Here is a 26862-nt window from a genome sequence, read left to right as displayed (position 1 = left end):
TCACCAATTGTTCCAGCAACTGACACTTGGTGTAACCTGACGACCGTTACGAAGTTCTTTATGCCTCCGTCACTGCGCCGCCTGTTGATAGGCCAGCGGCAGGCTTACACGAAAGGCGGCCCCGCCCTGCCCGGGCAAATAGCTGATCTCGCCCCCAAGGCGCTGCATGATCTCACGGCAGATCGCTAATCCCAGCCCGGCGCCCCCTGCCTTGTCGCCACCGACACGCGCGAATTTCTCGAATACCATCGATTGTGCCTCGGGCGGAATGCCACTGCCATTGTCCGTAAAATCGATCACCAACCGCCCTCCGACATCATGGGCTGAGATCGTCAGAACTGGTTCAGGAGACTCGCAGTACTTCCGCGCATTTGAAATCAGGTTGATAAACACCTGGCCCAGACGGTCCAGATCAGTATGAAGTGGAATACGTTCTGACGCACGGCTGCGCCGCACGGCCAATTTCTCGTCGGTTCCGGCCAACGCACTCGATACCGCCCGATCCAGAACCGAGCGGAGGCTGTCATCGCCGACATTCAAACTTACCTGACCGCTTTCCAACACGCTCAGGTCCAGCAGATCATCCAAAAGGCGTGTCAGCCGTAAGGCTTCATCGTGAATGATCGCGGCATAGCGCGTCTGTTCCGCCCCGCTCAGCCCTCGGGTGTCGCGCATGATCTCGGAAAACGCGCGGATCGAGGTCATGGGCGTTCGTAGCTCGTGACTGACCTGACTTAGAAAACTGTCTTTTTGTTCAGATACCTGGGTCAGCTTTGTGTTGGCCTCTCGCAGTTTTCGAGCAGTTCGGCTCAGCTCGGCAGATTTGACTTCCAGTTGGCTGGAATATTCCAATAGCTGAGCAGACTCGTCGGCCACCGCCAGCAAATCCTCGACCGAAACAGATGATCCGCCGACGATCTGACCGATCATTGCATGCGCTGTGGCTGCACCGACCGAACCGCTTAGTTCGCGTTCAAGACGGTTGAGAAAACCCGGTGTCGGCTCGGGCAGGCGCGATCGCCCCCCCTGTTGTTCGGCTTCGGCCTGAAAGAACTCCTGCGCAGGGCCAGCGCCCAATATGCGTTGCGTCATGATCATCAGATCTTCGCTTTGCGCCACCGAGCCGGTCCATCCACGCGGCGCGGCGGAATGATCGAATACATTGACAAACTGCGCGCCCTGCAAACGCTCCAGCGGGCTGGGGAAACTCAGCAGGGAAGTCACACAGAAGGCGATCGTGTTCAGAGACAGCGACCACATGACTGTATGAACCATCGGGTCGATTCCCTCGATCCCGAACAAAGCCTGCGGGCGTAGCCAGCCCAGACCGAATGGGCCACTTTCCAAGATCGAGGCGGGCATCCAGGCAGCGCTCATTCCCGGCAATAACAGCGTATAAATCCACAGGACAAAGCCTACCGAAAGCCCAACCAACGCTCCGGTCCGCGTCGCCCCGCGCCAAAACAACCCTCCGACCAAAGCGGGCAGAATCTGAGATATCCCGGCAAAAGCAATCAGTCCGATCGACGACAGCGCGGTCCCGCCGCCAGACAGGCTGTAGTAGAAATAGCCCAGCGCCATAATCACGGCGATCGAAACCCGGCGTGCCATCAATACGATGTTGCGTACGTCGCCCGAAATCGAACCAGAACCTTCCTGAGTGCTCAGCCAGATCGGCATGACCACGTGGTTCGACACCATGGTGGACAGGGCCATCGCGGTCACAATCACCATGGATGTGGCCGAAGAAAACCCACCGATAAACGAAAGCATCGCCAGCCAGTCATTGCCTTGCGACAAAGGGACCGTCAGAACAAACAAATCCGGGTTTGAGCCTTCGGGCAGCAAGTCCAACCCAACAACGGCGATCGGAACCACAAACAGGCTCATCAGCAGCAAATACAATGGGAAGGCCCATGCAGCCGTCCGCAAATGGCCCTCGTCATCGTTTTCGACGATCATAACCTGAAACATACGCGGTAGGCAGACGAAGGCGGCGGCGGATAGAAAAATAAAGGTGGTCCAGCGCCCGGCATCCACATTCCACTGGCCGATTTCCGAGGCGTCGATGCGGTCCATCATCGGGCCCATACCACCCGCCACGCCCCAGACCACAAAGATACCCACCGCCAACAAAGCAAACAATTTGACGACTGATTCCAATGCAATGGCGGTAACAACGCCATGGTGACGCTCATTGGCATCCAGATTGCGCGTGCCAAACAGAATAGCAAACATAGCCAGCCCGACAGCCACCCAGAATACACTCGACCCTTCGCGATACAGACCCGAAGTGTCCGCTTCGGCAAAGATCGAGAAGGACAGGGTGATCGATTGCAGTTGCAACGCGATATAGGGCGTGCCCCCGAGGACAGCCAGAATGGTGACGCACACAGCTAAGGTGTTTGACTTTCCATAACGCGAGGACAGCAAGTCGGCAATCGAAGTGACCCTCTGACTGCGGCCTACGCGCACAAGCTTTCGCAATCCCCACCACCAACTCACCATGACCAAAGTAGGGCCTAAGTAAATGGTCACGAACTCAAGCCCGGATCGTGCGGCATTCCCGACTGCGCCATAAAACGTCCAAGCGGTGCAATAGATCGACAGGGACAAGGTGTAGATCACCGGAGACCGCAGCCACCTGCCCCGCCCAGCCGCAGCCATGCGATCGGCTGCAAACGCGACACCGAACAGCAAAACGACATACCCCAGACAAACCAGGATCAGGATGTTCAGCGTTGCCATCGATCGGTATCCGTTTCGGGGTCCTCGCGCGTCCTCAGACGGCGGGCCGCCACGCCGAAGATCAAGCCAACCAGGATCAACCCGCCCCAGCAAGCGAAGATGTAGAACATTGCCGAAGACAGTGGAACTGCCTGGCCTTCAACAGACTGCCCAGGCCAAAGCAACGGCAGTGCAAACAGCGCCGCCCCCAAAAACGGCAGCAAACGTGCTGCATCCGTAAGCCTGCGACGGCGATAACTCTGTCGCTCCAGAAAAACTGAGGGCCTTGGACCCGACGGCTTAGCTTCGGAATTTTCCTCTGCAGTCATAACCGCGTTGCCTGAGCATGCAGGTCGCGTACAGCGGTCAGCACCTCGGCATTTGAAAAGGGTTTGGTCATAAACCGGCTGACGCCGGCGTTTTCGGCCATTTCACGGTCACGGGACTGGCCACGCGCGGTCAGCATCAGCACAGGCAGGCTTTGCATGCCGTCCTGCTCTCGCAGGTCACGCAGAATGTCCATGCCACTTTTGCCCGGCAACATGACATCCAGAATCACCAGATCGGGATTCGCGGCCCGAATCACCTGGAGCGCATCCGCACCATCGCCATGCGTTTGAACCTGCCACCCCTCACGGGTCAGCAAAAACCGGATCGCCTCAGCTATGTTCGGCTCATCCTCAATCAACAGAACCTTTCGGCTCATATTTTCAATTCCTCCCCATGACGGATCGCACACATGGCAACCCGCCGCGACCAGATTAAGCGCTCTGTCAGGAAACTGTCAAAAACCTTCGCTCAAAATCGATGGCTCACGTCGCGACTCGCAGTCACCACTGGGGCAAACACGGCAGTTTGGACCGACAGTCGTCGCGGTCGTGCCAAGCGCGCTATCCCCCGCCGGACGCACCAGCATCACCGATCGATAGGCCGGAGTCAGGTCATAGCCAGACACCGAATGTGGCCAGGCATACGCGTGGCACTCGAACTCTGCCGCACTGCGCCCCAGCTGCACAACACGCCTTCGTATCGGCACCAAAGGTTGGTTCAAGGCAGAGTATAGCGGCCATAGTGGGCAGGCCTCGCCATGCCTCGGTAGGGCAAGGCCAGGAATCTGCTTGATAAACAAGATACCGCCGGACGCATCACATATCGCAAGGCCCGCGGGACGCTGCAGACAGCCTTCGGGCAAGAAGGCAAGTCGTCTGAGAACTGTGGCCATGTCGACGGAGAACATCTGCGCCAACTCAATCGGTTCAGGCTCTTTCTCCTTCAAGGCGGCCTTGAGCTTATTCAAGGGCATGGCACGCGCATCAGCAGCGCAGAGGTTCAGCAAATCGCGGGCAACTTTGCGGGCGGCCGCAGTGTTCAGGCCGCCCAGGTCAATAGCCCCGGCATCACCATCAGTTTCAAGCTGAGGAAAGCTGTGGCCCCGCGCTTCAAAGAAGGCTTCGACCTCCTCCAACGGGACCCCGCGCGGATCCGCGGCTGAGTCACTATCATCCAGATAAGTGACCAGCGCCTTGGAACTGTCTGCCAATCTTTCGGCATCCTGATGCAGGTTCCGGTGAAAACGATCCTGCCACTCATCGTCGATATCCTGGGTGTCCGCCAAAATGGCCGCGGTTGATCTGATTGCGGCCGCCGTAGAAAGCACCTCGTGCATAGATGCCGCAAGATGGGGATCATGAGTCAGCCTGTCGGACAGGGTCTCTACTGTGCGCTCCAACGACACGACACGCCTATGCATCTGCGCAAGAACGCCGGCCCATCCCGGGAAACGTCCGGCGAACTCCTCAAGCACGTCCAACTCGGCCTGGTGACCAACAGAGTCCACCGCGGCTTCGCGCAATGCCGAAATCAAAGTGGCTTCGATCCCCTGCGTCAAAAGCGAGGGTTCGACCGACAAAGCCCGCGCGATATCGACCAGGAGTTTCCCCCCAATCCGGCGTCGGTTGTGTTCAATCAGATTCAGATAGGAGGCTGAAATCCCGACCCGACGCGCAAGCTCGGCCTGCCGCAATCCTGCGATCTGCCGTCTTTCTCGGATTCGGCTTCCAGTCAGCGTATTGCGCATTCGTCACAATCCTCGTGGCAAGTGGCCCTACATTAGAAGCAATCACTTTTCAGAACATCTTATCAATTCCTGCGACTTACGCACTAGTTTTCAACTTTCCTTTACAGCTTTGACAACGAAAACACCGCCCGCCGCACCCGTGCCTTAGGTTCTGGTGGGCAAGACCATGCATCACCCCTTCATTTCCACTCGGTTTCCCTGCACCATAGGCAGATGAGTGACCCCGCCTTTGAATATGCTCCGATCGGACTGGTCGAATTGGAAAACCGGGTTATCCGACGCTGCAATTTGCAGTTTGCGCGGACCTTCGGCGGCGAAGAAGTCGAGTATCGCAACATGCCCTTGCTGCAACTCTACCCCTCGGTTGCTGACTGGGAGAGGATCGGCGAACGCAGCCTGCAGGTGATGAGGGACACCGGGTATTACTCCGACGAGCGCGTCATGCGTCGGCGCAATGGCGATTTGTTCTGGTGCCGTGCACGGGGGCGGTCTCTGACGCCCGAGGATCCGTTTCGCCACGGGATCTGGAGCTTTTCCGACATCTCAGAAGAGAGGCCACTAGTTGAGCTCACCGTCCGGGAACGCGAAGTGGCGATCCTGTCGTGCCGCGGCCTGTCTGCCAAGGAAATCGGCATAGAATTAGGACTGAGCTACCGCACGATCGAGGCCTATCGCGCCCGACTTCTGGAGAAACACGGTGCCCGCAAGTTGCCGGAACTGGTGGCGAAACTGTCGGGAATGCCCTTGTGATCGAGCCGACCGTTTCCGGGCCTGCTTGACCCTCGGATTAACATTGCCAGACTGCGCTTTTCATGACACATCGCATAGCTTATAACGCTGCGTAATCAGATCAAAGCCCGCATGAAACAGACGGGCCAAAGGGGAACCGTCGAGGACACTCATGACAGATACCAAACACGAAGCGGATGTTGCGTTCATCAAAGCACTGGCCGAATTGCTGCGTGACAACGACCTGACCGAATTGCAGGTCAAGCGCGAGTATGGCGAAGAAGACAGCCTGAACGTCCGCGTCAGCCGAATGATGCAAGCCGCCCCTGCACCGGTCCAGGTTGCCGTTCCAGCCGCTGCAGCACCTGCTGCTGCCCCAGCCGCGGCCCCTGTAGCAGAGACCCCAGCGGCGCAGGAAGATCCGGCCAGCCATCCCGGTGCCGTGACCTCGCCCATGGTTGGAACCGTCTATATGCAGCCCGAACCGGGCGCACCGTCTTTCATTAGCGTTGGCGCGTCCGTGTCCGAAGGCGACACGTTGCTGATCGTCGAAGCGATGAAAACCATGAACCACATCCACGCACCCAAATCGGGTACCATCAAGCGTATTCTTGTCGGTGATGGCGATGCCGTTGAATTCGGCACCCCCCTGGTCATCGTTGAGTAAGGCGGGCTCATGTTTGATAAGATCCTGATTGCCAACCGGGGCGAGATCGCCCTGCGCGTGATCCGCGCTGCCCGCGAGATGGGGATAAAGACGGTCGCCGTCCACTCCACCGCCGACAGCGACGCGATGCATGTGCGCATGGCCGACGAATCGGTCTGTATTGGCCCCCCGCCCAGCCCGCAAAGCTATCTGTCAGTGCCTGCGATCATCTCAGCCTGTGAAATTACCGGCGCGCAAGCAATCCACCCTGGCTACGGCTTTCTGTCCGAGAATGCCGAGTTTGTGCAGATCGTCGAAGATCACGACATCACCTTTATCGGCCCCACCGCAGAACATATCCGCGTCATGGGCGACAAGATCACCGCCAAGGACACCATGAAGGAACTAGGTGTTCCTTGCGTTCCCGGTTCGGACGGCGGCGTTCCCGATCTGGCTGCGGCCAAAAAGATCGGTGAGGAATTCGGCTATCCCGTCATCATCAAGGCCACTGCAGGTGGCGGCGGGCGCGGCATGAAAGTCGCGATGAGCGCGGATGAGATGGAAAGTGCCTTCATGACGGCGCGGGCCGAGGGTAAAGCGGCCTTTGGCAATGACGAGGTCTATATTGAGAAATACCTGACCACACCGCGCCATATCGAGATCCAGGTCTTCGGTGACGGTAAGGGCAAGGCCGTGCATCTGGGCGAACGCGACTGTTCCTTGCAGCGCCGCCACCAGAAGGTCTTTGAAGAGGCCCCAGGCCCCAGCATCACCCCGGAAGAGCGCGCCAAGATCGGTAAGGTCTGCGCGGATGCGGTTGCCAAGATCAACTATATCGGCGCAGGCACCATCGAATTCCTCTATGAGAATGGCGAGTTCTATTTCATCGAGATGAACACCCGCCTTCAGGTGGAACACCCGGTGACCGAAGGCATCTTCGGGGTCGACCTGGTCCGCGAACAAATCCTTGTCGCAGCCGGAGAACCGATGTCTTTCGGGCAAAACGATCTTGTAATCAACGGCCACGCGATCGAGGTTCGGATCAATGCTGAAAAGCTGCCCAACTTCTCGCCCTGCCCCGGCAAGATAACGGCCTATCACGCGCCCGGCGGATTGGGCGTGCGGATGGATTCAGCGCTGTATGATGGCTACTCGATCCCGCCCTATTACGACTCGCTGATCGGCAAGCTGATTGTACAGGGTCGCGACCGGGACGAGGCACTGGCGCGCCTGAACAGGGCACTGGGAGAGCTGATTGTAGATGGCATCGACACCACGGTACCGTTGTTTCACGAGCTTCTTCAGAACCCAGATATCCACAGCGGCGATTACAACATCCACTGGCTGGAGCACTGGCTTGCGGAGAATATGTCCGAATAACAACGCTGGGCTGGTGGGTCACTCACCGGCCCTCAGGCGACCCAAATGAGCCTGTCCCCTGAACTTTTGCTCCACGGTTACTCCATCGGCATCTTCCCGATGGCGGAACATCGTCATGATCCGGAGCTGTTCTGGGTCGATCCCAAAATTCGGGGCGTTTTTCCGTTGGACGGGTTTCACATCTCACGCAGCCTTGCCCGCCGGATCCGAAACTGCGGATTTAATGTGACCATTGATCAGGATTTTGCCGGTGTCGTGGATGGCTGTGCCGACCGCGCCGACACCTGGATTAACGACGAACTACGGAGCCTGTATCAGCGCCTGCACGTTTCGGGCCACGCGCATTCCCTTGAAATCTGGGACGGAACCTTGTTGGTGGGCGGAGTTTATGGCGTCGTTCTGGGGGCTGCATTCTTTGGGGAAAGCATGTTCTCGCGCCGCAGGGATGCATCGAAAATCGCGTTGGCCTATCTGACAGACCGTTTGCTGCAAACCGGGTTTCAACTGTTCGATACGCAATTTCTAACCGCACATCTCGCGTCCTTGGGGGCCATCGAAATACCGCGCAGTCGGTACCGTTCATTGCTGGAAGAAGCGATAAACACCAGCGCCGATTTCTCTGCGCCGCTGTCTCAGTCCGCCGAAGGCGTGATACAGCGGATCACCCAAACGTCATAGCGCGCGTGATCCAAAGCATTCAGCGCCGGTGAGGTCGCTATCATCCAGCCATCAAACAACTGATCCGCTTTGCCTGTGTCCCAGATTGTAAGATAGGCGAAGGCATCCCCGGTTGGATTGTCCACCGGATAGCGGCAATCGCCCAACGCCACATCCAGCCCAAAAACCGATTGGGTCTGGCCGTTCTGCATCTCAACATCAACGGTCTGCCCATTCACTTTGTCCAGACCGCGCAACAAGGCACCGGGACCGGATTGAACCTTTTGCTGTGCTGCGGCGCTTGTTCCCACCAGCAGCAAAGACATCAGGACCGCACGCATCATTCGCTGCCATCCCCGGCCACGAACTTGACCAGCAGAGAGATCAGGCTGACTGCGCCTTGGGTATCTTCGATCTCGTCCCCGGGTTCGAAAAAGAAAGGCGATCCGCCTGGCATAACTTCGACGAAGTTCCCGCCAAGCAGCCCTTCGGACGAGATCACGATGGCGCTGTCATCCGGAACAAGAATACCGTCTGCTACCGAAAACGTCGTATCGGCACGGTAAGTATCCGGGTTCAAGGCCACGTTTGTGACAGTGCCAATCTTGACACCGGCCAGCCGCACGTCAGTGCCGACACCAACGCCTTCAAGTGAGCGGAACGATGCGCCCAGCTCATACCCGGCGCTGTTTTGCGACAGGCCAGTGGATTGGCTGGCATATACACCAAACGCAACGGCACATGCCAATACAGCGCCACCGACAATAACTTCGGTCCAATTGTGGGACATTGCTCGCCTCGTTTATTCCGGGCTCCAGGCCTCGTAATCCTTACGCTCAACCGGTTCAGCCCGGCGCAACGACCCTGCGGGAGTATAGGCAAGGGCCGTTCCCGTCAGGTTCTCTTGATGCGGTTTTTCCCAAGATTTGTGTGGCAACGGCTTGTCTGTTGGTGGTTCATCCCAGGTCCGGTGCAGCCAACCGTGCCACTCGGGATCAACCCGGCTGGCCTCGGCTTCACCGTTGAAAATCACCCAGCGCTTGCTGTCATCTGCATTGCGGTAAAACACGTTGCCTTCGTTGTCTTCGCCAACTTTAACGCCCTTACGCGCGGTATAGATTTGTGTGTTCAGGGTTGCCCCGTTCCACCACGTCACGGCCCGCAAAAGAGTGTTCAGGATTCCCATTGGCTGCCTCCGGCATTTCGGTCGAGCAAAGGTATGGACCAAAGGCCCGCCAAGGTCCAGTGCCCGACCTAGGTTCAACGTTATTCAGGCAGAACTGCGGTGACTTCTATTTCGATCCGGTCTTTCGGTGTGATGAGGTTACATTCGACCACCGTTGCTGCGGGTGGGTTTGCACCGAATGCGTCCTGCAACAACGGCCAACACAGTTCGAATTCACTCATATCCGGCAAATAGTAGTTCACGCGGACCACATCTTTGAAACCCGCTCCGGCCTCGGCCAGGGCTTTTCCAATCGCATCCAAAGACGATTGGCATTGACCAACAATATCTTCAGGAATGTGATCACCTTGGGCGCAAGTTCCGGCGACGAAAACAAAACCATTTGCAACCACTGCACGGCAATAACCAACCTTCTTTTCATATTCTCCGCCGGAGTGAATTCGTTTGATCATTTGGCTACTCCTCAAACAGAAGCGGCGCGGGTATCACCGCGCCGCTTTTCGAACAATCTGCAGATACTCAACCGGCCGAAGCAGACTCCTGCGCAGCATCTGCGTAGATGATCAGCGGTTGCGCTTCCGAGTTTACAGCCTCTTCGTTCACAACAACCTCGGTCACGTTCTTCATACCTGGCAGTTCGAACATGGTATCCAATAGGATATCTTCGAGGATCGAGCGCAATCCACGTGCACCGGTTTTACGTTCGATGGCTTTCTTGGCAATCGCCTTCAGCGCATCGTCGGTAAAGCCCAATTCGGCATCTTCCAGCTCGAACAGGCGCTGGTACTGCTTGACCAATGCGTTCTTCGGCTTGGTCAGGATGGTGACCAGAGCGTCCTCGTCCAGATCTTCAAGCGTTGCCAGAACCGGTAGACGGCCAACAAATTCGGGGATCAGGCCAAATCGCAATAGATCTTCGGGTTCGAGCTCCTTGAAAATCTCGCCTACACCTCGATCATCATTGTCCCGCACATCAGCACCAAAGCCCATAGCCGAGCCTTTGCCGCGTTGCGCAATGATCTTGTCCAGCCCAGCAAAGGCACCGCCACAGATGAATAGGATGTTCGTCGTGTCCACTTGCAGGAATTCCTGCTGCGGGTGCTTGCGTCCCCCTTGCGGAGGAACGCTGGCAACAGTGCCTTCCATCAATTTCAACAACGCCTGCTGCACACCCTCACCCGATACATCGCGGGTGATTGAGGGGTTTTCAGACTTGCGCGTTATCTTGTCGACCTCATCAATATAGACGATGCCACGTTGGGCGCGTTCGACATTGTATTCGCTGGACTGCAGCAGCTTGAGGATGATGTTTTCGACATCCTCACCCACATAGCCCGCTTCGGTCAGCGTGGTTGCGTCAGCCATTGTAAACGGCACATCGAGAATGCGCGCCAACGTCTGCGCCAGCAACGTCTTACCACAGCCCGTTGGACCGATCAGCAGAATGTTGGATTTGGCCAATTCAATATCACTGCCAGACTTCTGAGCGTGATTGAGCCGCTTGTAATGATTGTGGACCGCTACCGACAGAACCCGTTTGGCGGTGGCCTGTCCGATCACGTAGTCGTCCAGAACCTCGCAGATATCCTTTGGTGTCGGCACACCGTCCGAGGACTTCAGCCCACTGGCCTTTGTCTCTTCGCGGATGATGTCCATGCACAGCTCGACACATTCATCACAGATAAAAACGGTCGGGCCCGCGATCAGCTTACGCACCTCGTGCTGGCTTTTGCCGCAAAAGCTGCAGTAGAGCGTATTTTTGCCGTCACCGCCTGAATTCGTCGCCATGATCTACCTTTCGGGCTCCATCCCTGCGCCCCTTTGCGGAACGCGTTTGCGCCTGTTCATGCAGCTTAGGCCAGCACTGTGACGGCTACAATCTCAAAATGACCCCCGCGCCGGTGACGCGGAGTTTTGGCATCAGGCCTCTTCCGTATCCATTTTTGCGCGGTTTTCGACGATCTCGTCGATATGACCCCACTCTTTGGCTTCTTCCGGGCTCATGAAATTGTCACGGTCCAGCGCTTTTTCAACCGACTTTTTGGTCTGCCCGGTATGACGAACGTAGATATCATAAAGGCGATCCTTGAGTTTCTGCGTCTCGGCCGCATGAATCATGATATCGCTGGCTTGCCCCTGATACCCACCGCTTGGCTGGTGCACCATGATGCGACTGTTGGGCAGGGAAAAGCGCATGCCATTCTCACCACCGGCCAGCAAAACCGACCCCATCGAGGCCGCCTGACCGATTACCAATGTCGAACACTTTGGCTTAATGTACTGCATTGTATCGTAAATCGACAAACCGCTGGTCACCACGCCACCCGGCGAGTTGATATAAATCGAGATTTCCTTGTTCGGATTTTCGGCTTCAAGATGCAGCAACTGGGCCACGACCAGATGGCTCATCCCATCGTGGATCGGTCCGTTGATGAAAATGATCCGCTCTTTCAGCAGACGCGAGAAAATGTCATATGCGCGCTCGCCCCGGCTGGTCTGCTCGACGACCATGGGAACGAGCGTATTCATGTAGGTATCTACTGGATCGAACATACGGAACCTGCCTGCTTTGCTATGGATCGGGATTTTATCCCAACGAGAGTTACCCGAGTCTTAGTATTGCCACCGGGGGGCTGCAAGGGGGGTGTTCGAGAACAATAGCCGATTGGTGCACCGCCCTAAACCACACAACGGGTCCAGCTATCGACCGGCACAGCCCGATCCTTATCGAGTGCAGCCTGTATTTGGCCTTTCGCGATACCGGGGAAATTCGCCTTTAGTTCCCCTTTTGCTCATCACAATATTCTGATTCATGCGCTTGCAAATAAGCATATAAGGCAAGTACAAATGCGGATCGTCCTTAAGGGTCGCACCGCCACTGGAGCAGCACCCAACTGACGGGTTCGCAAGGAAGACGATTATGGCACTCCCCCAGCTGTCCCACGACATGTCTAAGGAAGACATGGATCTTATGATCGACAATGCGACACGAGCATCAAATTTCCTTAAGGCGATAAGCCACGAGGGCCGCATGATGATCCTGTGTCACCTGACCTCGGGCGAAAAATCCGTGACTGAGCTGGAAGATCTTCTATCGGCGCGGCAAGCTGCAGTGTCGCAACAACTGTCCCGCCTGCGACTAGAAGGTCTGGTCACACCTCGGCGCGAGGGCAAAGCGATTTACTATCGCCTGGCAGATGAGCGTCCGCGCCGCATGCTTGAAGTCGTGTACGAGCTTTTTTGCAGCGATAACAACGCCTAAGGTCAACCGACCGATCGCAATAAATTCGAACCATGCCCATTCTCAAAAGATCAGCGCTAGCTAGGTGAATAGCCAAGTTGCGCTTTCAAACCAGCTTGTATCAATATGCGGCTAAGGCACTGGTTCAGGTGCGTAAAAGATGTTACCGAAGGAGAATTATGTACTGAGGAGACACGTATGATCCGCGTAATTTTGATTGGCCTGAGCCTGTTCGCACTGACAGCTTGCGAAACCGCAAAAGGCGCTGGCAAAGACATTGAAAACGCTGGCGATGCCATACAAGGCGCAGCAACTGACGTTCAGGAAAACCTCTGACCCGCAGCCAAGTGTAGCTGGCTTGTTTGCAACGCCTAAGCTGACCAAACACCGCATCACATGACGTGAAAACGGGGCTCTTTTGCTGTCGCAATGGGGCCCTGTCTTGCGAGCGTTTTGGGATGTAAAAACCCTCCCAAGCACAAAATCACTCGGCGAAACCTTCAATTCTCCCCACCGACCGACAAGGGCAGCATACCCTCGCTTAGATCGAAATTGCGGGATTTTGTACAGCACTCAGACCCCCAGTCTTTCGAGTTGCACAAAAGGCAAGGTCCAGATGATCTGGGCCGAAGAACGCCGCATTCTGGCGAAGTGGCGGACTGGATTCAATCGCGGGCGGCGAAATCGCCGCCCGGCCCACTTCCCCCCGATGGGGGCGTTGGTTCCGATTATGAGAAGCGCTCTGACCCGAGCGGGATACTGATTACACAATGCCGCGTTCAAATAATAACGGCGGTACATACCCCCTCAACCCGTCGGGCCAGAGACGCTTCAGTTCACCTGACGCTCTAGAACAACGCTGTACGCTGTCCCTCGGCGCAGGCTACGGAAATCCGCATAAATTTTACCGTCCTGATACTTGGCATCCACCAGTGCGTTCACACCAATCTCTGGGTCGGCCGAGCTTTCGACCAATCCGATCGTGCCTGACCCATCCAAGCTGACGGTGCCGGTGGCATCATATACCCGCCAGTCCGCATCGCTGTTCGGCCGCCACATGCTGGGTCCCCAGAACAGGTTTTCCTGCTGCGTTTGGATGTCGAGCACCCATTCGCCATTGTGGAAACGCGGGGCGTCACCGGTGGCAGTGCGGGACGGGGACACCTTGGTATAGGTGCCGATCCAGGTGCCGCGCAGGTCTGGCGATGTATCGGCCAAAGCGGCGGTTCCAAGAGTGAGGCTCGTGGCCAAAGCGGCTGCTCCGGCAGTCATATATCTGGTCATGGTCTCTCCTCCAAACTGTGTGGCCATCGTTGGCCGTCCTTAAACAGATTGGGAGGGTTCGGGGGGCATACAAGTTTTCTAAAGGAGGCTTAATGTTGGCTTCATGTTCGCCTCAGGCCCAGGCCAAAGCGGTGCCGAGGATGACCAGAGCGATGCCAAGCCCCTCGCGATACGAGAAGTTCTCGCCGAACAAAAAGAACGAGGCGATGGCGATCAGAACCACCTCGGCCCCCAGAATGCCGGTATAGATGATGCCCAGCCGTTCCTCGCGCAGCGCGGCGAGTTCGAGCGTCGCCCCGGCCAGAAGGGTCGCTACGATCAACAGGCCGAGGCCCACGCCGGGGAGCTTCCACCAGAACTTCATCGCGATCATTGCCACAGAATAGAGACCCGCCGACCCGAGGGCGATAAGGGGGATCATGGACGTGGACATCTGCGCCTCCTCGGACGGTTTCCGATGGATCAACAGTAGCAGGAGGGTGGAAGGGAGGCTGTGAGGTTGGTCACAGTGGATTGGGTGACCGGTTAAAACAAATTTTCAATAAGAGTTTTACTCTTCGAGAAATGCTTTTAAAGCTTCCGCAGCATTTAGCTTTCCAGTCAAAGTCCTTAGTTTGATTTCAGTTAAAGGTTCGGCTTGAAAGTTATCTGCCCAATTTAACCATCTCCGCGCCTCCTCATATTTTCCACGCTTAAAAAGGTGTTCGGCTAGTGACAGGTAATAGCTCACATCCGAGGGGTCTAGACTAATTAGCTTTTTTGCAATCTCCACATATAAGGCATCACGACCTTGCTGCTCTAGTAAATACAGATACGGTCGATAAACATTTTCGTCATCAGGAGAAAGTTTCAGTGCGAGCTCATAGCTCTCTGCGCTTTCCTCGATACGTCCCAAGGTTCTCAGGGCAACTGCCTTATTTCGAAGCCCTGCGGCTCGAGCTGAATGATCTTCATTTTCTACACTCTCTATGAATTTCTGAGAAAAATCAACCAACTCCTCATAGTAACTAATCTCGATCAAAGTGTCACAGATCCGTCGAAACCAATTCGTATTTCGCTCCGATATTACAAGACACTTAGATTTTTCTAACGCCATTTTTCTTTCTTTGTGCGATAGCTCGGCTAACAGCGCCAAATACTCAATCTTTGCAGACTTATTCTCTGGATCGGTTTCGTGAGCCTTCCTATACAGCTTCATAGCTAGTGATGTACGCTTCGCTTGCCGCATTAAATCGCCCGCCAGCTCCAAATCGGGTGACGTAACATCATCATGCTCCAAGAGCTTTAGGCATAGTCCCGCCTTAATTGCCGAGCTTTCAGATTCCCTCGCTTGAAGGTAGATATCGAAAGCGCTTTCGTTATCAACGTCTGGAATTGAGTCCCGAAGCTTTCCGAGTTGCTTAGTCGCCTGATCAAATAGCTCCTGTGTCGCTGCTTCCTTAATCGAGATTTCAGATGAAAACTGATCAAATCTTTCATTCAACTCGCTCATACGGGAAACTTGTCGTTGAAAAATTGAATCTGAGTTAGAAATCTTTTCTTGAATTGCAGAAAGAGTTTCACCAAGTTTTGCATTAATGATCTTTTCGGCAACTCTTTCGGTCTCTGCCCTATTGGCTTTAAACTCTCGAATCACAATATAACAAACAACAACAATGATAGTAACAGTAATAAGTGTTGGAAACTGTTTTGCTACTGCTTCGAAAAACTCATCCATGAAAACACCTCAAAAAGTATTCGGATTGAAACACACGCAAGAATAGATTACGATAACCACAATACTGCAAAATGTACACTACGAAACTGCAACCGACCACGTCAACCGGCTTGACAATACATTAGCCGCCCCACCCAACAAAGAGATATTGGAATGTTGCTCCGAGACTGTACGTGGGCGGCTCTGGGATGACCACGTTAATAAATTTCAAACATCATTTCCACGTGGATATCAAAAGAACCCCTTCGCATCGTCTTTCAAGTTTTTTCTTACAGTCAAAAAGGTAATGTATCTGCTGTTCTCGTCCCTACACGCTTCAACTATCCATCTTCAACGCTGAAATAAACGCCTCCTGCGGGATATCCACCTTCCCGAACTGACGCATCTTTTTCTTACCCGCCTTCTGCTTGTCCAGCAGTTTGCGTTTCCGCGTGGCGTCGCCTCCGTAGCATTTGGCGGTCACGTCCTTGCGCAGCGCCGAGAGGGTCTCGCGGGCGATGACCTTGCCTCCGATGGCGGCCTGGATCGGGATTTTGAACATGTGGCGCGGGATCAGGTCTTTGAGCTTTTCGCACATCGCCCGGCCCCGCATCTCGGCCCGGTCGCGGTGAACCATGGTTGACAGCGCATCGACCGGTTCGTCATTCACCAGCACCGACATCTTGACCAGATTATCCTCGGTATAGCCGGTCATCTGGTAGTCGAACGAGGCATAGCCCTTGGTCACCGATTTCAGGCGGTCGTAGAAGTCAAAGACGACCTCGTTCAGCGGCAGGTCATAGACGACCATGGCGCGGGTGCCCGCATAAGTCAGGTCCAGCTGGATGCCGCGGCGGTCCTGGCAGAGTTTCAGCACGTCGCCGAGGTATTCGTCGGGCACCAGAATGGTCGCCTTGATGCGCGGCTCCTCGATATGGTCGACCTTCGACGGGTCGGGCATGTCGGCGGGGTTGTGCAGCTCGATCATCTCCCCCTCTGAACCTTCTTTGGCTTTCATGTAGACGTGATAGATCACCGACGGCGCGGTGGTGATGAGCTCGATGTCATATTCGCGTTCGATGCGGTCGCGGATGACCTCGAGGTGCAACAGCCCGAGGAAGCCGCAGCGGAAGCCAAAGCCAAGTGCAGCCGAGGTTTCCATTTCAAAGCTGAAGCTGGCGTCGTTCAGCGCCAGTTTGTCGATGGCGTCGCGCAGGTCTTCGAATTCGGAACTGTCCACGGGGAAGAGGCCGCAGAATACGACGGGTTGCGCGGGTTTGAAGCCGTCCAGCGCGTCTTCGGTGCCGTTGCGGTCATTGGTGATGGTGTCACCAACGCGGGTGTCGCGGACCTGTTTGATCGAGGCGGTGAGGAAGCCGATCTCACCGGGGCCGAGGCTGTCGACCATCTCCATCTCGGGCCGGAAGACGCCGACGCGGTCGACATGGTGCAGGGTGTTGTTCGACATGAACTTGACCCGCATCCCCTTTTTCAGCGTGCCGTCCATGATGCGGACCAGAACGATGACGCCGAGATAGGCGTCGTACCAGCTGTCGACCAGCATCGCCTTGAGCGGCGCGTCGAGCGTGCCTTTGGGCGCGGGTAGATGGGTGACGATGGATTCCAGCGTCTCGTGAATGCCCTGCCCGGTCTTGGCACTGACCTGAATCGCCTCGGACGCGTCGATGCCGATCACATCCTCGATCTGTTCCGCCACGCGGTCACAGTCGGACGCAGGCAGGTCGATCTTGTTCAGCACCGGAACGATGTCATGATCGGCGTCGATGGCCTGATAGACATTCGCCAGCGTCTGCGCCTCGACGCCCTGCGTCGAGTCCACAACCAGCAGCGAGCCTTCGACCGCGCGCATGGAGCGGCTGACCTCATAGGCGAAGTCCACGTGGCCGGGGGTGTCGATCAGGTTCAGCACGTATTTCTCGCCATTATCGGCGGTATAGTCGATGCGCACCGTGTTGGCCTTGATGGTGATGCCGCGCTCGCGCTCGATATCCATGCTGTCGAGCAGCTGTTCCTTCATGTCACGATCCTTGACTGTCCCGGTCTCTTGGATGAGCCGGTCAGCAAGGGTGGATTTGCCATGGTCGATATGCGCGACGATGGAGAAATTGCGGATATGAGCGAGGTCTGTCATGGGTTGGGGATATGTAGAGGAATCGTGGGTTGGTCAAGGTGCGGACAGCGCAAGAACCGAGCAATGTGACATGACTGATGAACTTCCAAATAAGACCGTGCTCTTCAGGCACGCATTGCGTTTGTTTCCAATTGCGTTCAGAGAATCCGTTGCAGATGATTATCCAATCTTCAAGCTACATTTGTGTCGAACACTGATTAGCACATCGGTTGCACTAAGATCGCCACCCTCGACCCAGAATCACGAAGCTCTTATAGGATTTGAAGATTTACTCAACGAAAGCAGCCTCGAATCTTTGGACGAAATTCCAGTACTTTCTGATCCAATTTGGGCTAGAGGGCTAAACGGTCGGCAGATGACATGGATGGAGGCTGGTCCGTTGAGTTCTGCGACTAGAGCTCTGACTAGTGCCCTAAGAGTTACTCCAGATAATCCTTTGATATTGTCGCTCCAAGATGAATCTGAGTTTTTTGGAACGCACAATGAACTTGCCTATGATTTAATTGTCACCGAGAGTTCTTTGCTCCATGAACCTCTTTGGCCTTCAATTCCTCGAAAGAAAACTAGCGCAGAACCTGTCTTCAAAGTCGGCGTGCGAATGGCATCCTCTGAACAAACAGACCAATGGTCATTTTGGCGTGAGTAGTACCGATCCTTTCTGCTTGGTCATCCAATTAATTGGAACCTGGAAAAAAGCGTTTTACTAATCGCAGATGAAGTCTTGGATCTGGGGCCAGTTGCCATTGCGCACGAAATCGAGATCATCAAAGCTAGAGCACTGTCTAGTGCACTGCCTCAAGCCGAAATAATTGAAATGAACCCGGAGAACGAAAGGGTTCGAGTCATCCCGGTTCCGGTGCAAAACGCGCCGCTTTTGTCAGCTTTACTTACGAATGTATCGGACGCGCTAGACGATGCTCTGCAAAGGAACAACGGTCTTTCAGAGCGTTCTGGTGAATACCGCAAGATCAGCCGCGTCCTTACACGCTATGGCGGCAATCCGCAGCAAGCGGAATTGACACTGACCGCTGTTGCCAAGGGGCTAAGGCGGCAAATCCATGATACCAAGGAATTGCCGGACAGCGAGGACAACCTCGCTCTATTGGACGCGGTTGAAGATGGTGTCCGAGGCATACGAGCAAATCACCCGGAAGTCGCAGCCAATCGCGAACAGTTGGCACTGCAGGCGTTCTCAGAACTCGACGATGACGCCAAAAGTTTGCTGGAACAAGCGCAACCCGTATTGATCAAGTTAAGTGAGGGAGATTTGGCTGAGGACTTTGCCGAGGACATTTCATCGCTCATCAACGATGCTTTATTACCCTTACCGGACGGATCTCCGACCTTGCCCGGAGCAGATGCAGCAACACGTTTGTTTAGTCGAACGTCAAAGATGGCTCTGCTTACTGATAAGGCCGCAGAATGGCACGACAGCAAAGATAACAAGATGGTAAGACTCGGGATGCAGGCAGCAACAGCTTCAGGCATGTTGTACGCGTTGGTGCAACTTGGCCTGAGACTTCTTGGCGTCCTCTAAACAGAAACAAACTGATGCAGCTTTTGTGAATTGATTGAACAATCAGTTTGATTCATACTCCTCCGCAGACCGAGAGGGGCATCAGACCCGTCCGGGCAGGCAAATATCGAGGCATGAGCATGAAAAAGTTCCTCTTAATCGCATTCTGCGCCACGTCGATGGTGGCAATAGCTCCGGTCGTGGACGCGGCGCAGATCAAACGGGCGTGTCTGGCGTCTGACCGGTCGGCAGCAACGCGGGATCGGTGCAGTTGCATTCAGCGGGTGGCCAACCAGGCGTTGACCCGCAGCGATCAGAAGACCGTTGCCAAGTGGTTCCGCGACCCGCACCAGGCGCAAGAACTCAAGATGTCCAAGACCCAGCGCGACGATGCGCTGTGGGATCGGTATCGGAACTTTGGCCAGATGGCGCAGGCGATCTGCAACTAGGCTGATCAATCCTTGACCTGACCCGAACTGCGCCCCAGAAAGGCGCAGCGAAAGGGATATCTGATGGTTATGAAAGGGCTGACCCTGCGCGGTCTCGAAGTGTTCGAGGCGCTGGCGCGGACGGGATCGGTGGCGCAGGCCGCCGAGATCACGGGGCTAAGCCAACCTTCGGTCAGTCAGCAATTGCGCAATCTGGAAAAGGCATTGGGCACCGATCTGGTAGATCACGGGCGGCGTCCCATGCGTTTGACGCAGGCTGGGCGCAGTTTCCTAGGCCGCGCTGAATCGGTGCTGGCCGAGCTGCAGATGGCGCAGAGCGAGCTGTCGGTGATGGATCTGGGCCATCTGACCACGCTGTCTATCGGGTTGATCGACGATTTCGACAATGATCTGACACCGCGTCTGGCCACGTTGCTGGCTGACAGCCTGACCCGATCGAAATTCAAGCTGATCACTCTGTCCAGTCTCGATCTGTTCGAAGCGCTTGAGGCACAGCGGCTGCATCTCGCGATCTCGGCGCATAGCGGCGAGGTGCTGGAAGGCGTGATTGAATACCCGTTGGTTCAGGATCCATTCATTCTGGCGACACCCAAAGGCGCGGGCGGCGTTGAAGCGGCCCTGCGCGACCTGCCGTTTCTGCGCTACGCGCGCGAGCAATTGATCAGCCGGCAGATCGAAGGCCATCTGGCGCGGCAACAGATGGAGTTCGAGGAGCGGTTCGAGATCGGTTCGCATATGGCGTTGATGGCCATGGTTGCGCGTGGGCTGGGTTGGGCGGTCACAACGCCGCTGGGTTACATGCGGGCGGCCCGGTTCCATGACGGGTTAGAAGTGCATCCCGCCCCGTTTGGGGCGTTCTCCCGGACCATTTCCCTGTTCACCCGCACCGACTGGTCGGATCAGGTCCCGCAGGAGGTCGCAGGCATGATCCGGCGGCTGATGCAGAACCAGATTATTGATCCGGCGCTAGCGCAGGTGCCGTGGTTGAATGACCAGCTGAAGGTGATCGACTAGCGCGACAGATGCGCATCAAGCCCTGTGACCGCAGCTTCGATCAGGTCCAGCGCGCCGTCGAAATCCCGTGTGTAGTATGGGTCGGGCACATGATCAGCGCCGGTCAGGGGAGCGAACTCAGTCAGCAGGTGAACCGGTGTGGTATTTCCCAGAGGCCGCCGGTCTTCGATATCCGCGATGTTGTTGGCATCCATGCCGATGATCAGGTCAAAATCATCGAAATCCCGCGCCGTGAACTGGCGCGCACGCAGATCACTGAGATCGACACCCCGGGCGCTGGCGGCTTTTTGCATCGGCCCGTAAGGTGCGTTTCCGACATGCCACCCCATGGTGCCAGCGCTATCGGTTGTATGATGGGGCGCCCGGATGCGAAAGACACCTTCGGCGGCGGGGGATCGGCAGATATTGCCGAGACAGACAAAGAGGATACGGTGGGTCATGGGGCAAGGTGTAGCGCACGGAGGAGATATGGAAAAGATCGTCATACTGACGGGGGCCGGGATCTCCGCCGAAAGCGGGCTGAGCACCTTTCGCGATGAAGGCGGATTGTGGGCGCAGCATCGGATCGAGGATGTCGCAACGCCCGAAGGGTTCGCCCGTGATCCCGATCTGGTGCAAGATTTCTACAATGCACGCCGTGTCCAAGCGGCTCAAGTGCAACCCAATGCGGCGCATCAGGCCCTGGCCCGGTTGCAATCGGAATGGCCCAGCGAGGTGGTCATTGTCACCCAAAACGTCGACAGCCTACACGAGGCGGGCGGCGCTGAGAATGTGATCCACATGCACGGACGTCTGGACGCGGCGCTGTGTGCTGCTTGCGGGCATCGCTGGTCCGCTCCACCGGAAATGGCAGTGGGCGAGCCCTGCCCCGCCTGCGCCGAACCAACAGCCCGGCCGGATGTAGTCTGGTTTGGTGAGATGCCTTATCACATGGAAGAGATCTATTCCCACCTGTCCAGCGCGTCGGTTTTTGCAGCCATCGGAACCTCAGGTCAAGTCTATCCAGCCGCCGCCTTCGTGCATGAGGCGCAGGCTGCAGGTGCCCACACGATCGAGATCAATCTGGAACCAACGATGGGAGCGTCGGGGTTTGACGACCGGCTGGTTGGTAAGGCGACCGAAACGGTTCCTCAATGGGTCAACCGCCTGTTGCAGCAGAAGGATTAATCTGCGGCAGCGAAAACTAAAGACAGCCCTGTTCATTCTTGTTTATTCTGATCCCAAACTCGGTGGAGCGTGACATATGACAGACCAAGACCCCCAAACCGGCGAAATCGTGGATGATGACAGCATGGCGGGCCGTGATCAGTTGGGCAACCAATTGGCCAACCTGTGGTGGACTTTCCTTCTGCGCGGTGTTTTGGCTGGCGCTGTTGGCCTGGCGGCCCTGTTCTGGCCAACCAGCAGCATTGCGTTGCTGCTGCGGCTGGTCGGCGCTCTGCTGATCCTGGATGGCGGCTTAACCTTGCTGGGGTTCGGGCGTCGCGGTCTGGTCGGAGGGGCTGGCATCGCCGCTGTGCTGATCGGGCTGGTGCTGCTGTTGTGGCCCGAAGGTGCTGCTCGGCTCGCCTTTTTCCTGATCGGAGCCTGGGTGCTAATCATCGGGATCGGCTCGCTGATGGCGGGCCAACAAATGTACGATCAGGATCCGCAGCGCGCGACCATGCGCATCTCGGGCGGTGTCGCCTGCGTCATCGGTTTGGTGCTGATGTTTTGGCCTGGCAGCGGTCTTGTCGCCCTGGGATGGGCGATTGCATTCTCGGCGCTGACACTCGCGCTTGTTATGTTCTGGCTGGCTGCGCGGTTTCGTCAGGCCGGTGACCGGGTGGGCATGAAGACCATCCACAAATAGCGATGATCCCTGCCATGTATCAAACCCCTTGGCCATAACAGTAACAGGCCGGGCAATGCCCGGCCTGACGCATGGATGACGGCCGCAGCGCGGCTCGAAGACAGGCGTTGGCCTAGTTCGAATGTGACCCGTGGCCGCCCTTGTCCTGACGTTCAAGGTCGACCGGTACCTCAAGTTCGACCACGCCGGCCTGTTCGAAAGTCAATATAACCGGTACCTTGGCGTCCTGCTCGAACGGGGCTGTTAGGCCCATGAACATCACATGGTCCCCACCGCGTTGCAGCATGTGGGTTTCACCCGCCGGGATCACAAAACCCTCTTCGACATGAACCATCTTGGCTACGCCGTTTTCATCAATCATATGGGTGTGCAGTTCCACACGCGCCGCAACGTCAGAGGACGCGCTGATCAGACGATCATCGGTATCGCCCCGATTCTGGATCATCATGAAAGCTGCGCCTGCCTTGGCGGACTTGCCTACTGATCTGGCATAGGCGTCATCGACCTTGATGGCGCTTTCGGCGAGGGCGGGAAGCGCAAGCGCTGCGGCGGCCAGCGATGCAAGCAGTGTCGATCTGAGCGACATTGTGTCTCTCCTGTATAAAGTCTGAAAGATATGAAAGCTGTTCAGACAGGAACAGGCGGTGCCCGGGCTGGCCGTCGCGGCTTGGGCAAGGCAATAAGACTGCCGGTTTGGCGCTTAGGCGATGGCAGCCTCTGCTGCGATACTTCCGGCAGTGCCACAGAGGGGACCATAACCGCGCCCAGCAGCGAAAGTGCGTAGTCCGGGCAATAATGCGGGGGCGACGTGGGCTGCCCGTTTTCATCCATATAGACAACAACTGGGCCAGAACCGGTACATAGCACCATCTGGCCCACGGCATTGTCCATACCACGCGACGCTGCAACGCCCTGCCCGGTTAGAATCACGAGCAGGGACAGGATAAGGGGCAGAACTCTGTTTACAGCGGCTTTCATCCTGACCCGGGTATAGGCCGGCGGTTCAAGGCGCTTCAAGCGCCAAAGGGTCGCGCCTGAACCGGGCCTACCAGTCTAGTCCGGGTCGCTTTACAGGCCGTTCGGTCAGGTTGGTATGGGTTCGGTTCACCCGTCGTTGCATCCGGGCGCATGCCGAAACAACTTTGCCAAACACCGCCGCCAGCACCAGAAAAAAATAGAAACTCTTTAAAGACATAACTTGGCCCCCACCGACTTTAGATAGGTCCTAATGTAAGATACTCGCAGGCCCTTTGTATGTGAACCAAGTCACCAACCTGTGCAATTAATCTAGAAATGAAAACAATAGGGTTTAACCGTTTCGAAATTAAAAACAAAAAAAGCCCTGCACCGCATGGGTACAAGGCTGAATTCTTGCAACTGAGAAAGGATTAAGCCGAGGCTCGTGCCTTGGCGATTTCCTTCTTCACTTTCAGAGCGTCCGTGGACAGCTCATCATCCTTGGCTTTCGCCAGGAAGGCATCCAGACCACCGCGGTGGTCGACCGAGCGCAAGGCAGCCGCCGAGATGCGCAGCTTGACGCCACGGCCCAAGGTTTCCGACTGCAGGGTGACGTCGTTCAGGTTGGGCAGAAAACGACGACGAGTTCTGTTTTTGGCGTGGCTGACATTGTTGCCAGTCATCGGGCCTTTTCCGGTCAGTTCGCAACGGCGCGACATGGTTTCTTCCTTTGTTTCTGGTGGCCGGGCACAAGGCCCTCGGCCAAATCACAAGGGGCACAACCCGAAGTCGCGCCCGAAAACTGGTTGGATGCGTTTAGTGGGAATCACAACAAGGGTCAAGACGGACAAAGTGAAATCTTTGCACCCTTGCACTGATTGCCGTTCGATTAGACCGAACCCGCCGCCTGCAACAGAGGTTTGTTGTTTTTCAGGTGTCGCGCGACCAGTTGTTTTTGCAGCTTTCCGCACGGAATCATGCGTGCCGGATCAGCGGAATGGGTCATCTCGGACAGATCTGGGAAAATGCCAAAGATTTCCTGCCGTGCCTCATCGCTGAGGGCCTTGAGCGCTTCCGGACCCGTGAACAAGCTTTCCGTCGGCGCATTTTCGGCCCATATGACTTGATGCCTATCAAAGAGCAGGTGAAAGTATTCAATGCTCTCTACTTTTTCGTCGACAAAAATGCCCGGCAGCGAGGTCAGTTTGATCGCGGGGACCAGCACCTCGGTGGCGCCAAACATGCGCTGCGCGATTTGCGATTGCACCAGCATGCGGTGTTGCCGGGACACAAGCAGGTCGCGGCTGGGCAGACCTTGACCCAACGCACCCGCGACAATGCGCACGGGAAAAAGTCTAGGATTGTCCCGCAGCGCCGTTGCGTCAAAGCGACGACGACCGATCCACCGGATGGAAGAGGATCCGTTGCCGACGGTTTGAACAACGTCGCCGATCTTAAGGTCCTGTATCCGGATCTGGCCGCGCGGACTGCTTATCAGGGTATCGCGGGTAAAGCACGGAAACCCCGTTCCGGTTTCGAATGTCGTATAGGTCACCGTCTTGCCCGACGGCAGCGTGAAGGTACCGCTGGACAGCGAATAGCTGACCCCGGCTGCAACAGTGATCGGGCCGAAGGTACTGTCTGTAATCACAGTTCCGACCGGCAGGTTCAGAGCGTCCGTTCCGCTACCACCGCGCACATCGCCTGACACATCGGTGCTTTGAAAATTGAGCGTGTCATTGCCGCGACCCAGACGGATATCGCCAATGTTTGATCCCTGAACAGTGACCGTATCATCATCATTGCCTGCGTTGACTTGCCCATTCACCGTGCTGCCGGTGATGGTGATGTCATCATTGCCAGCATTGCCGCGGACCCGGCCAATGATGGTACTGTTGGTCACCGTGATCGTATCCGCCCCACCACGCGCGCGAATATCATCAATCGGCGACCCCTGCGCCGTACCGTTCAGGGTGCCGTTGTCATTGGTGACATCTATATTGTCGGCGCCATTTGTCCCTACAATATTGGGCATGTGGTCGGGTCCCGTTTGTCCGATCTAGCAAGCGCGTTTGCACAATTCCCAAAACACTTTCAACGCTTTGGCGAGAAACAACGCAAAAGCCGTATCCAGAGCCAGTTTAGCGGACCAATGGCGATTTCGCCACCTCCACGTTTTTTTTGACGTTCACCTGAGACCAACAAGACATAGAGGTTGGACGTGCGAAGTGGGATTAGCCGAATTCATCAGATGAACCGATCAATACATAGATTGCGCACCAAGGCTGTGGTGCAAAACCCCGTTTGATCAGAGCCGGCCCACTTGGCTTTGGAATAGTCCTGTGGCTGTCACGCCCACAAATACCAATGCTTAACTGCACGCCACATTTGCGTCAGATGGATATAATAGCGCTCGCTTGGTTTCGGGCTGCGAGGTCCCAAAAAGACATGGCTGCGTTGACTGGTTTAGGTTGGAGTCGAGCATCGTCGTGTCTCACCCAAGTGGAATTTTGTACGTTGGGGTTGCCCCAAATGGGCGTTTTCGGACGCGCGTCTTCAGCATATTGTCGTTCGCGCAATGAGTGAAAAACATCATGATACACCGGAGGCGTGGATTGACTTCTCGCAATCCTGCAAAAAGCTATTGATAAAGCGAACAGGCATCCATGTTTGTCGGTCGTGTAACCCTGCAAAGTGCTGACTGCTGTTTTGAAAGCAGGTCGGACAACCAATAGGTTTTTTGGCAATTGGTTATGAACCAACGTATATTGATTTCTGGCTGCTCTGGCGGCGGCAAGTCGGCCCTGCTCGCGGAACTCAGGCGTCGAGGGCAATGGACAGTAGCCGAACCTGGTCGCCGCGTCGCCGCAGAGGAGAAAACTGGCACCGGCGCGGCCCTTCCTTGGGTCAATCTAGAGGCCTTTGCACATCGCGCGCTGAAGATGGCGCACGAGGATCTTCGAACCGCCGCGCACAAGATCGGGTTTGTGTTCTTTGACCGAGGCTTGATCGATGCAGCCGTAGCCTTGCAGGTGGCAACAGGGGTGGACATCCACGAGACGCTTGGCCCCGAGAAGCACTACGCCACGGACGTCTTTTTAGCCCCGCCATGGCCGGAAAATTTCAAGCAGGATGAAGATCGTCGCCATGGGTTTGATCAAGCCGTGGCCGAATATGAGCGACTGGCAATCGCCCTTCGGGAGCTGGGGTATTCAATCACGCTGCTTCCAAAAACCTCGATCAAAAACCGGGCCGACTTTGTGCTTGAAAGGCTCGAAGGCCAGTCACGCATCTAGGTC

The 26862-nt window shown here is 56.0% G+C and carries 32 protein-coding genes; 13 read left to right on the top strand and 19 right to left on the bottom strand.

The annotated features are described in order from the left end of the window. Positions 1–69: 69 nt before the first annotated feature. The 4 genes from ACR0BU_RS21215 to ACR0BU_RS21200 all read right to left on the bottom strand — a co-directional run bounded on the left by ACR0BU_RS21215 (position 70) and on the right by ACR0BU_RS21200 (position 4804). On the bottom strand, positions 70–2748 hold the full coding sequence (locus ACR0BU_RS21215) for an ATP-binding protein (RefSeq protein ID WP_480738816.1): 2679 nt from the start codon (positions 2746–2748) through the stop codon (positions 70–72). Beyond that, positions 2736–3056: a hypothetical protein gene (locus ACR0BU_RS21210; RefSeq protein ID WP_480738814.1), complete on the bottom strand. Its 321-nt coding sequence runs from the start codon at positions 3054–3056 to the stop codon at positions 2736–2738. Before ACR0BU_RS21210 ends, ACR0BU_RS21215 begins: the two co-directional genes overlap by 13 nt. Beyond that, the gene (locus ACR0BU_RS21205) at positions 3053–3433 is read right to left on the bottom strand and encodes a response regulator transcription factor (protein WP_298936945.1); all 381 of its coding nucleotides are present in this window, start codon (positions 3431–3433) and stop codon (positions 3053–3055) included. Before ACR0BU_RS21205 ends, ACR0BU_RS21210 begins: the two co-directional genes overlap by 4 nt. A 78-nt stretch (positions 3434–3511) precedes the next feature. Then, the gene (locus tag ACR0BU_RS21200) at positions 3512–4804 is read right to left on the bottom strand and encodes a helix-turn-helix domain-containing protein (protein WP_480738812.1); all 1293 of its coding nucleotides are present in this window, start codon (positions 4802–4804) and stop codon (positions 3512–3514) included. Between the two features lie 213 nt (positions 4805–5017). On the opposite strand from ACR0BU_RS21200, the gene ACR0BU_RS21195 reads away from it, so the two are divergent. The 4 genes from ACR0BU_RS21195 to aat all read left to right on the top strand — a co-directional run bounded on the left by ACR0BU_RS21195 (position 5018) and on the right by aat (position 8237). Beyond that, complete coding sequence (locus ACR0BU_RS21195; protein WP_299082659.1) at positions 5018–5554, top strand: LuxR C-terminal-related transcriptional regulator; 537 nt, start codon at positions 5018–5020, stop codon at positions 5552–5554. Positions 5555–5705: 151 nt separating this feature from the next. Further along, positions 5706–6200 carry an acetyl-CoA carboxylase biotin carboxyl carrier protein gene (accB, locus tag ACR0BU_RS21190; RefSeq protein WP_298936948.1) on the top strand — a complete coding sequence of 165 codons (495 nt, stop codon included), beginning with the start codon at positions 5706–5708 and terminating at the stop codon, positions 6198–6200. Positions 6201–6209: 9 nt separating this feature from the next. Beyond that, positions 6210–7559, top strand: coding sequence for an acetyl-CoA carboxylase biotin carboxylase subunit (gene accC, locus ACR0BU_RS21185; RefSeq protein ID WP_480738810.1), 1350 nt, complete (start codon positions 6210–6212; stop codon positions 7557–7559). Positions 7560–7604: 45 nt separating this feature from the next. Next, on the top strand, positions 7605–8237 hold the full coding sequence (gene aat, locus ACR0BU_RS21180) for a leucyl/phenylalanyl-tRNA--protein transferase (RefSeq protein ID WP_299082661.1): 633 nt from the start codon (positions 7605–7607) through the stop codon (positions 8235–8237). Here aat and ACR0BU_RS21175 read toward each other — a convergent pair. The 6 genes from ACR0BU_RS21175 to ACR0BU_RS21150 form a co-directional block, all read right to left on the bottom strand. Beyond that, on the bottom strand, positions 8192–8560 hold the full coding sequence (locus ACR0BU_RS21175; RefSeq protein WP_298936951.1) for a DUF2155 domain-containing protein: 369 nt from the start codon (positions 8558–8560) through the stop codon (positions 8192–8194). The two genes, aat and ACR0BU_RS21175, sit on opposite strands and share 46 nt — an antisense overlap. After that, the gene (mlaD, locus tag ACR0BU_RS21170) at positions 8557–9006 is read right to left on the bottom strand and encodes an outer membrane lipid asymmetry maintenance protein MlaD (protein WP_299082663.1); all 450 of its coding nucleotides are present in this window, start codon (positions 9004–9006) and stop codon (positions 8557–8559) included. Before mlaD ends, ACR0BU_RS21175 begins: the two co-directional genes overlap by 4 nt. A 12-nt stretch (positions 9007–9018) precedes the next feature. After that, positions 9019–9402 carry an NADH:ubiquinone oxidoreductase subunit NDUFA12 gene (locus ACR0BU_RS21165; RefSeq protein WP_298936953.1) on the bottom strand — a complete coding sequence of 128 codons (384 nt, stop codon included), beginning with the start codon at positions 9400–9402 and terminating at the stop codon, positions 9019–9021. 80 nt (positions 9403–9482) lie between these two features. Beyond that, positions 9483–9854, bottom strand: coding sequence for a Rid family hydrolase (locus tag ACR0BU_RS21160; protein ID WP_299082665.1), 372 nt, complete (start codon positions 9852–9854; stop codon positions 9483–9485). 67 nt (positions 9855–9921) lie between these two features. Then, positions 9922–11190 carry an ATP-dependent Clp protease ATP-binding subunit ClpX gene (gene clpX, locus ACR0BU_RS21155; protein ID WP_298936955.1) on the bottom strand — a complete coding sequence of 423 codons (1269 nt, stop codon included), beginning with the start codon at positions 11188–11190 and terminating at the stop codon, positions 9922–9924. A gap of 132 nt (positions 11191–11322) precedes the next feature. Further along, complete coding sequence (locus ACR0BU_RS21150) at positions 11323–11955, bottom strand: ATP-dependent Clp protease proteolytic subunit (RefSeq protein ID WP_298936956.1); 633 nt, start codon at positions 11953–11955, stop codon at positions 11323–11325. A 367-nt stretch (positions 11956–12322) separates the two neighbouring features. Here ACR0BU_RS21150 and ACR0BU_RS21145 point away from each other — a divergent pair, with 367 nt between their 5' ends. Both ACR0BU_RS21145 and ACR0BU_RS21140 read left to right on the top strand, forming a co-directional pair. Continuing rightward, on the top strand, positions 12323–12664 hold the full coding sequence (locus tag ACR0BU_RS21145) for an ArsR/SmtB family transcription factor (RefSeq protein WP_480738807.1): 342 nt from the start codon (positions 12323–12325) through the stop codon (positions 12662–12664). 177 nt (positions 12665–12841) lie between these two features. After that, positions 12842–12979, top strand: a complete 138-nt coding sequence (locus ACR0BU_RS21140; RefSeq protein WP_120633371.1) for an entericidin A/B family lipoprotein — start codon at positions 12842–12844, stop codon at positions 12977–12979. A gap of 495 nt (positions 12980–13474) precedes the next feature. On the opposite strand, the gene ACR0BU_RS21135 is transcribed toward ACR0BU_RS21140, so the two are convergent. The 4 genes from ACR0BU_RS21135 to lepA form a co-directional block, all read right to left on the bottom strand. Then, positions 13475–13927 (bottom strand): hypothetical protein, encoded by a 453-nt coding sequence (locus tag ACR0BU_RS21135; RefSeq protein WP_480738805.1) that lies wholly within the window; start codon positions 13925–13927, stop codon positions 13475–13477. A gap of 112 nt (positions 13928–14039) precedes the next feature. Then, positions 14040–14360, bottom strand: a complete 321-nt coding sequence (locus tag ACR0BU_RS21130) for a hypothetical protein (RefSeq protein ID WP_480738803.1) — start codon at positions 14358–14360, stop codon at positions 14040–14042. Positions 14361–14477: 117 nt separating this feature from the next. Further along, positions 14478–15644: a tetratricopeptide repeat protein gene (locus ACR0BU_RS21125; RefSeq protein ID WP_480738802.1), complete on the bottom strand. Its 1167-nt coding sequence runs from the start codon at positions 15642–15644 to the stop codon at positions 14478–14480. Between the two features lie 316 nt (positions 15645–15960). Beyond that, positions 15961–17775: a translation elongation factor 4 gene (lepA, locus tag ACR0BU_RS21120; protein ID WP_480738800.1), complete on the bottom strand. Its 1815-nt coding sequence runs from the start codon at positions 17773–17775 to the stop codon at positions 15961–15963. Between the two features lie 70 nt (positions 17776–17845). On the opposite strand from lepA, the gene ACR0BU_RS21115 reads away from it, so the two are divergent. From ACR0BU_RS21115 to ACR0BU_RS21100, 4 genes are all read left to right on the top strand, one after another. Continuing rightward, positions 17846–18421: a hypothetical protein gene (locus ACR0BU_RS21115; protein WP_480738798.1), complete on the top strand. Its 576-nt coding sequence runs from the start codon at positions 17846–17848 to the stop codon at positions 18419–18421. Positions 18422–18496: 75 nt separating this feature from the next. After that, complete coding sequence (locus ACR0BU_RS21110) at positions 18497–19312, top strand: hypothetical protein (protein ID WP_480738797.1); 816 nt, start codon at positions 18497–18499, stop codon at positions 19310–19312. Between the two features lie 119 nt (positions 19313–19431). Beyond that, positions 19432–19740 (top strand): hypothetical protein, encoded by a 309-nt coding sequence (locus ACR0BU_RS21105; protein WP_480738796.1) that lies wholly within the window; start codon positions 19432–19434, stop codon positions 19738–19740. 63 nt (positions 19741–19803) lie between these two features. Continuing rightward, entirely contained in the window at positions 19804–20754 is a 951-nt protein-coding gene (locus ACR0BU_RS21100) for a LysR family transcriptional regulator (RefSeq protein ID WP_480738794.1), read from the top strand. Here the strand turns inward: ACR0BU_RS21100 and ACR0BU_RS21095 are convergent. Further along, positions 20751–21194 carry a low molecular weight protein-tyrosine-phosphatase gene (locus ACR0BU_RS21095; RefSeq protein ID WP_480738793.1) on the bottom strand — a complete coding sequence of 148 codons (444 nt, stop codon included), beginning with the start codon at positions 21192–21194 and terminating at the stop codon, positions 20751–20753. The genes ACR0BU_RS21100 and ACR0BU_RS21095 overlap by 4 nt on opposite strands. Before the next feature lie 28 nt (positions 21195–21222). On the opposite strand from ACR0BU_RS21095, the gene ACR0BU_RS21090 reads away from it, so the two are divergent. Then, positions 21223–21921: an NAD-dependent deacylase gene (locus ACR0BU_RS21090; RefSeq protein ID WP_480738791.1), complete on the top strand. Its 699-nt coding sequence runs from the start codon at positions 21223–21225 to the stop codon at positions 21919–21921. Positions 21922–21997: 76 nt separating this feature from the next. Then, on the top strand, positions 21998–22606 hold the full coding sequence (locus tag ACR0BU_RS21085) for an HdeD family acid-resistance protein (protein WP_298936968.1): 609 nt from the start codon (positions 21998–22000) through the stop codon (positions 22604–22606). A 112-nt stretch (positions 22607–22718) separates the two neighbouring features. Here ACR0BU_RS21085 and ACR0BU_RS21080 read toward each other — a convergent pair whose 3' ends face one another. From ACR0BU_RS21080 to ACR0BU_RS21065, 4 genes are all read right to left on the bottom strand, one after another. Next, complete coding sequence (locus ACR0BU_RS21080) at positions 22719–23192, bottom strand: copper chaperone PCu(A)C (protein ID WP_480738789.1); 474 nt, start codon at positions 23190–23192, stop codon at positions 22719–22721. A 41-nt stretch (positions 23193–23233) separates the two neighbouring features. After that, positions 23234–23584, bottom strand: a complete 351-nt coding sequence (locus tag ACR0BU_RS21075) for a hypothetical protein (RefSeq protein ID WP_480738788.1) — start codon at positions 23582–23584, stop codon at positions 23234–23236. Positions 23585–23994: 410 nt separating this feature from the next. Further along, a complete protein-coding gene (rpmB, locus tag ACR0BU_RS21070) occupies positions 23995–24282 on the bottom strand; it encodes a 50S ribosomal protein L28 (RefSeq protein WP_480738786.1) in 288 nt (95 codons plus the stop codon). Positions 24283–24452: 170 nt separating this feature from the next. Next, positions 24453–25598, bottom strand: coding sequence for a Hint domain-containing protein (locus ACR0BU_RS21065; RefSeq protein WP_480738784.1), 1146 nt, complete (start codon positions 25596–25598; stop codon positions 24453–24455). A gap of 718 nt (positions 25599–26316) precedes the next feature. On the opposite strand from ACR0BU_RS21065, the gene ACR0BU_RS21060 reads away from it, so the two are divergent. Continuing rightward, positions 26317–26859: an AAA family ATPase gene (locus ACR0BU_RS21060; RefSeq protein ID WP_480738783.1), complete on the top strand. Its 543-nt coding sequence runs from the start codon at positions 26317–26319 to the stop codon at positions 26857–26859. Positions 26860–26862 lie beyond the last annotated feature (3 nt).

It is taken from the genome of Ruegeria sp. CK2, from assembly GCF_056536585.1.
The sequence above is the reverse complement of the archived record's forward strand: the minus strand, read 5'-3'. Positions and strand labels throughout refer to the sequence as shown.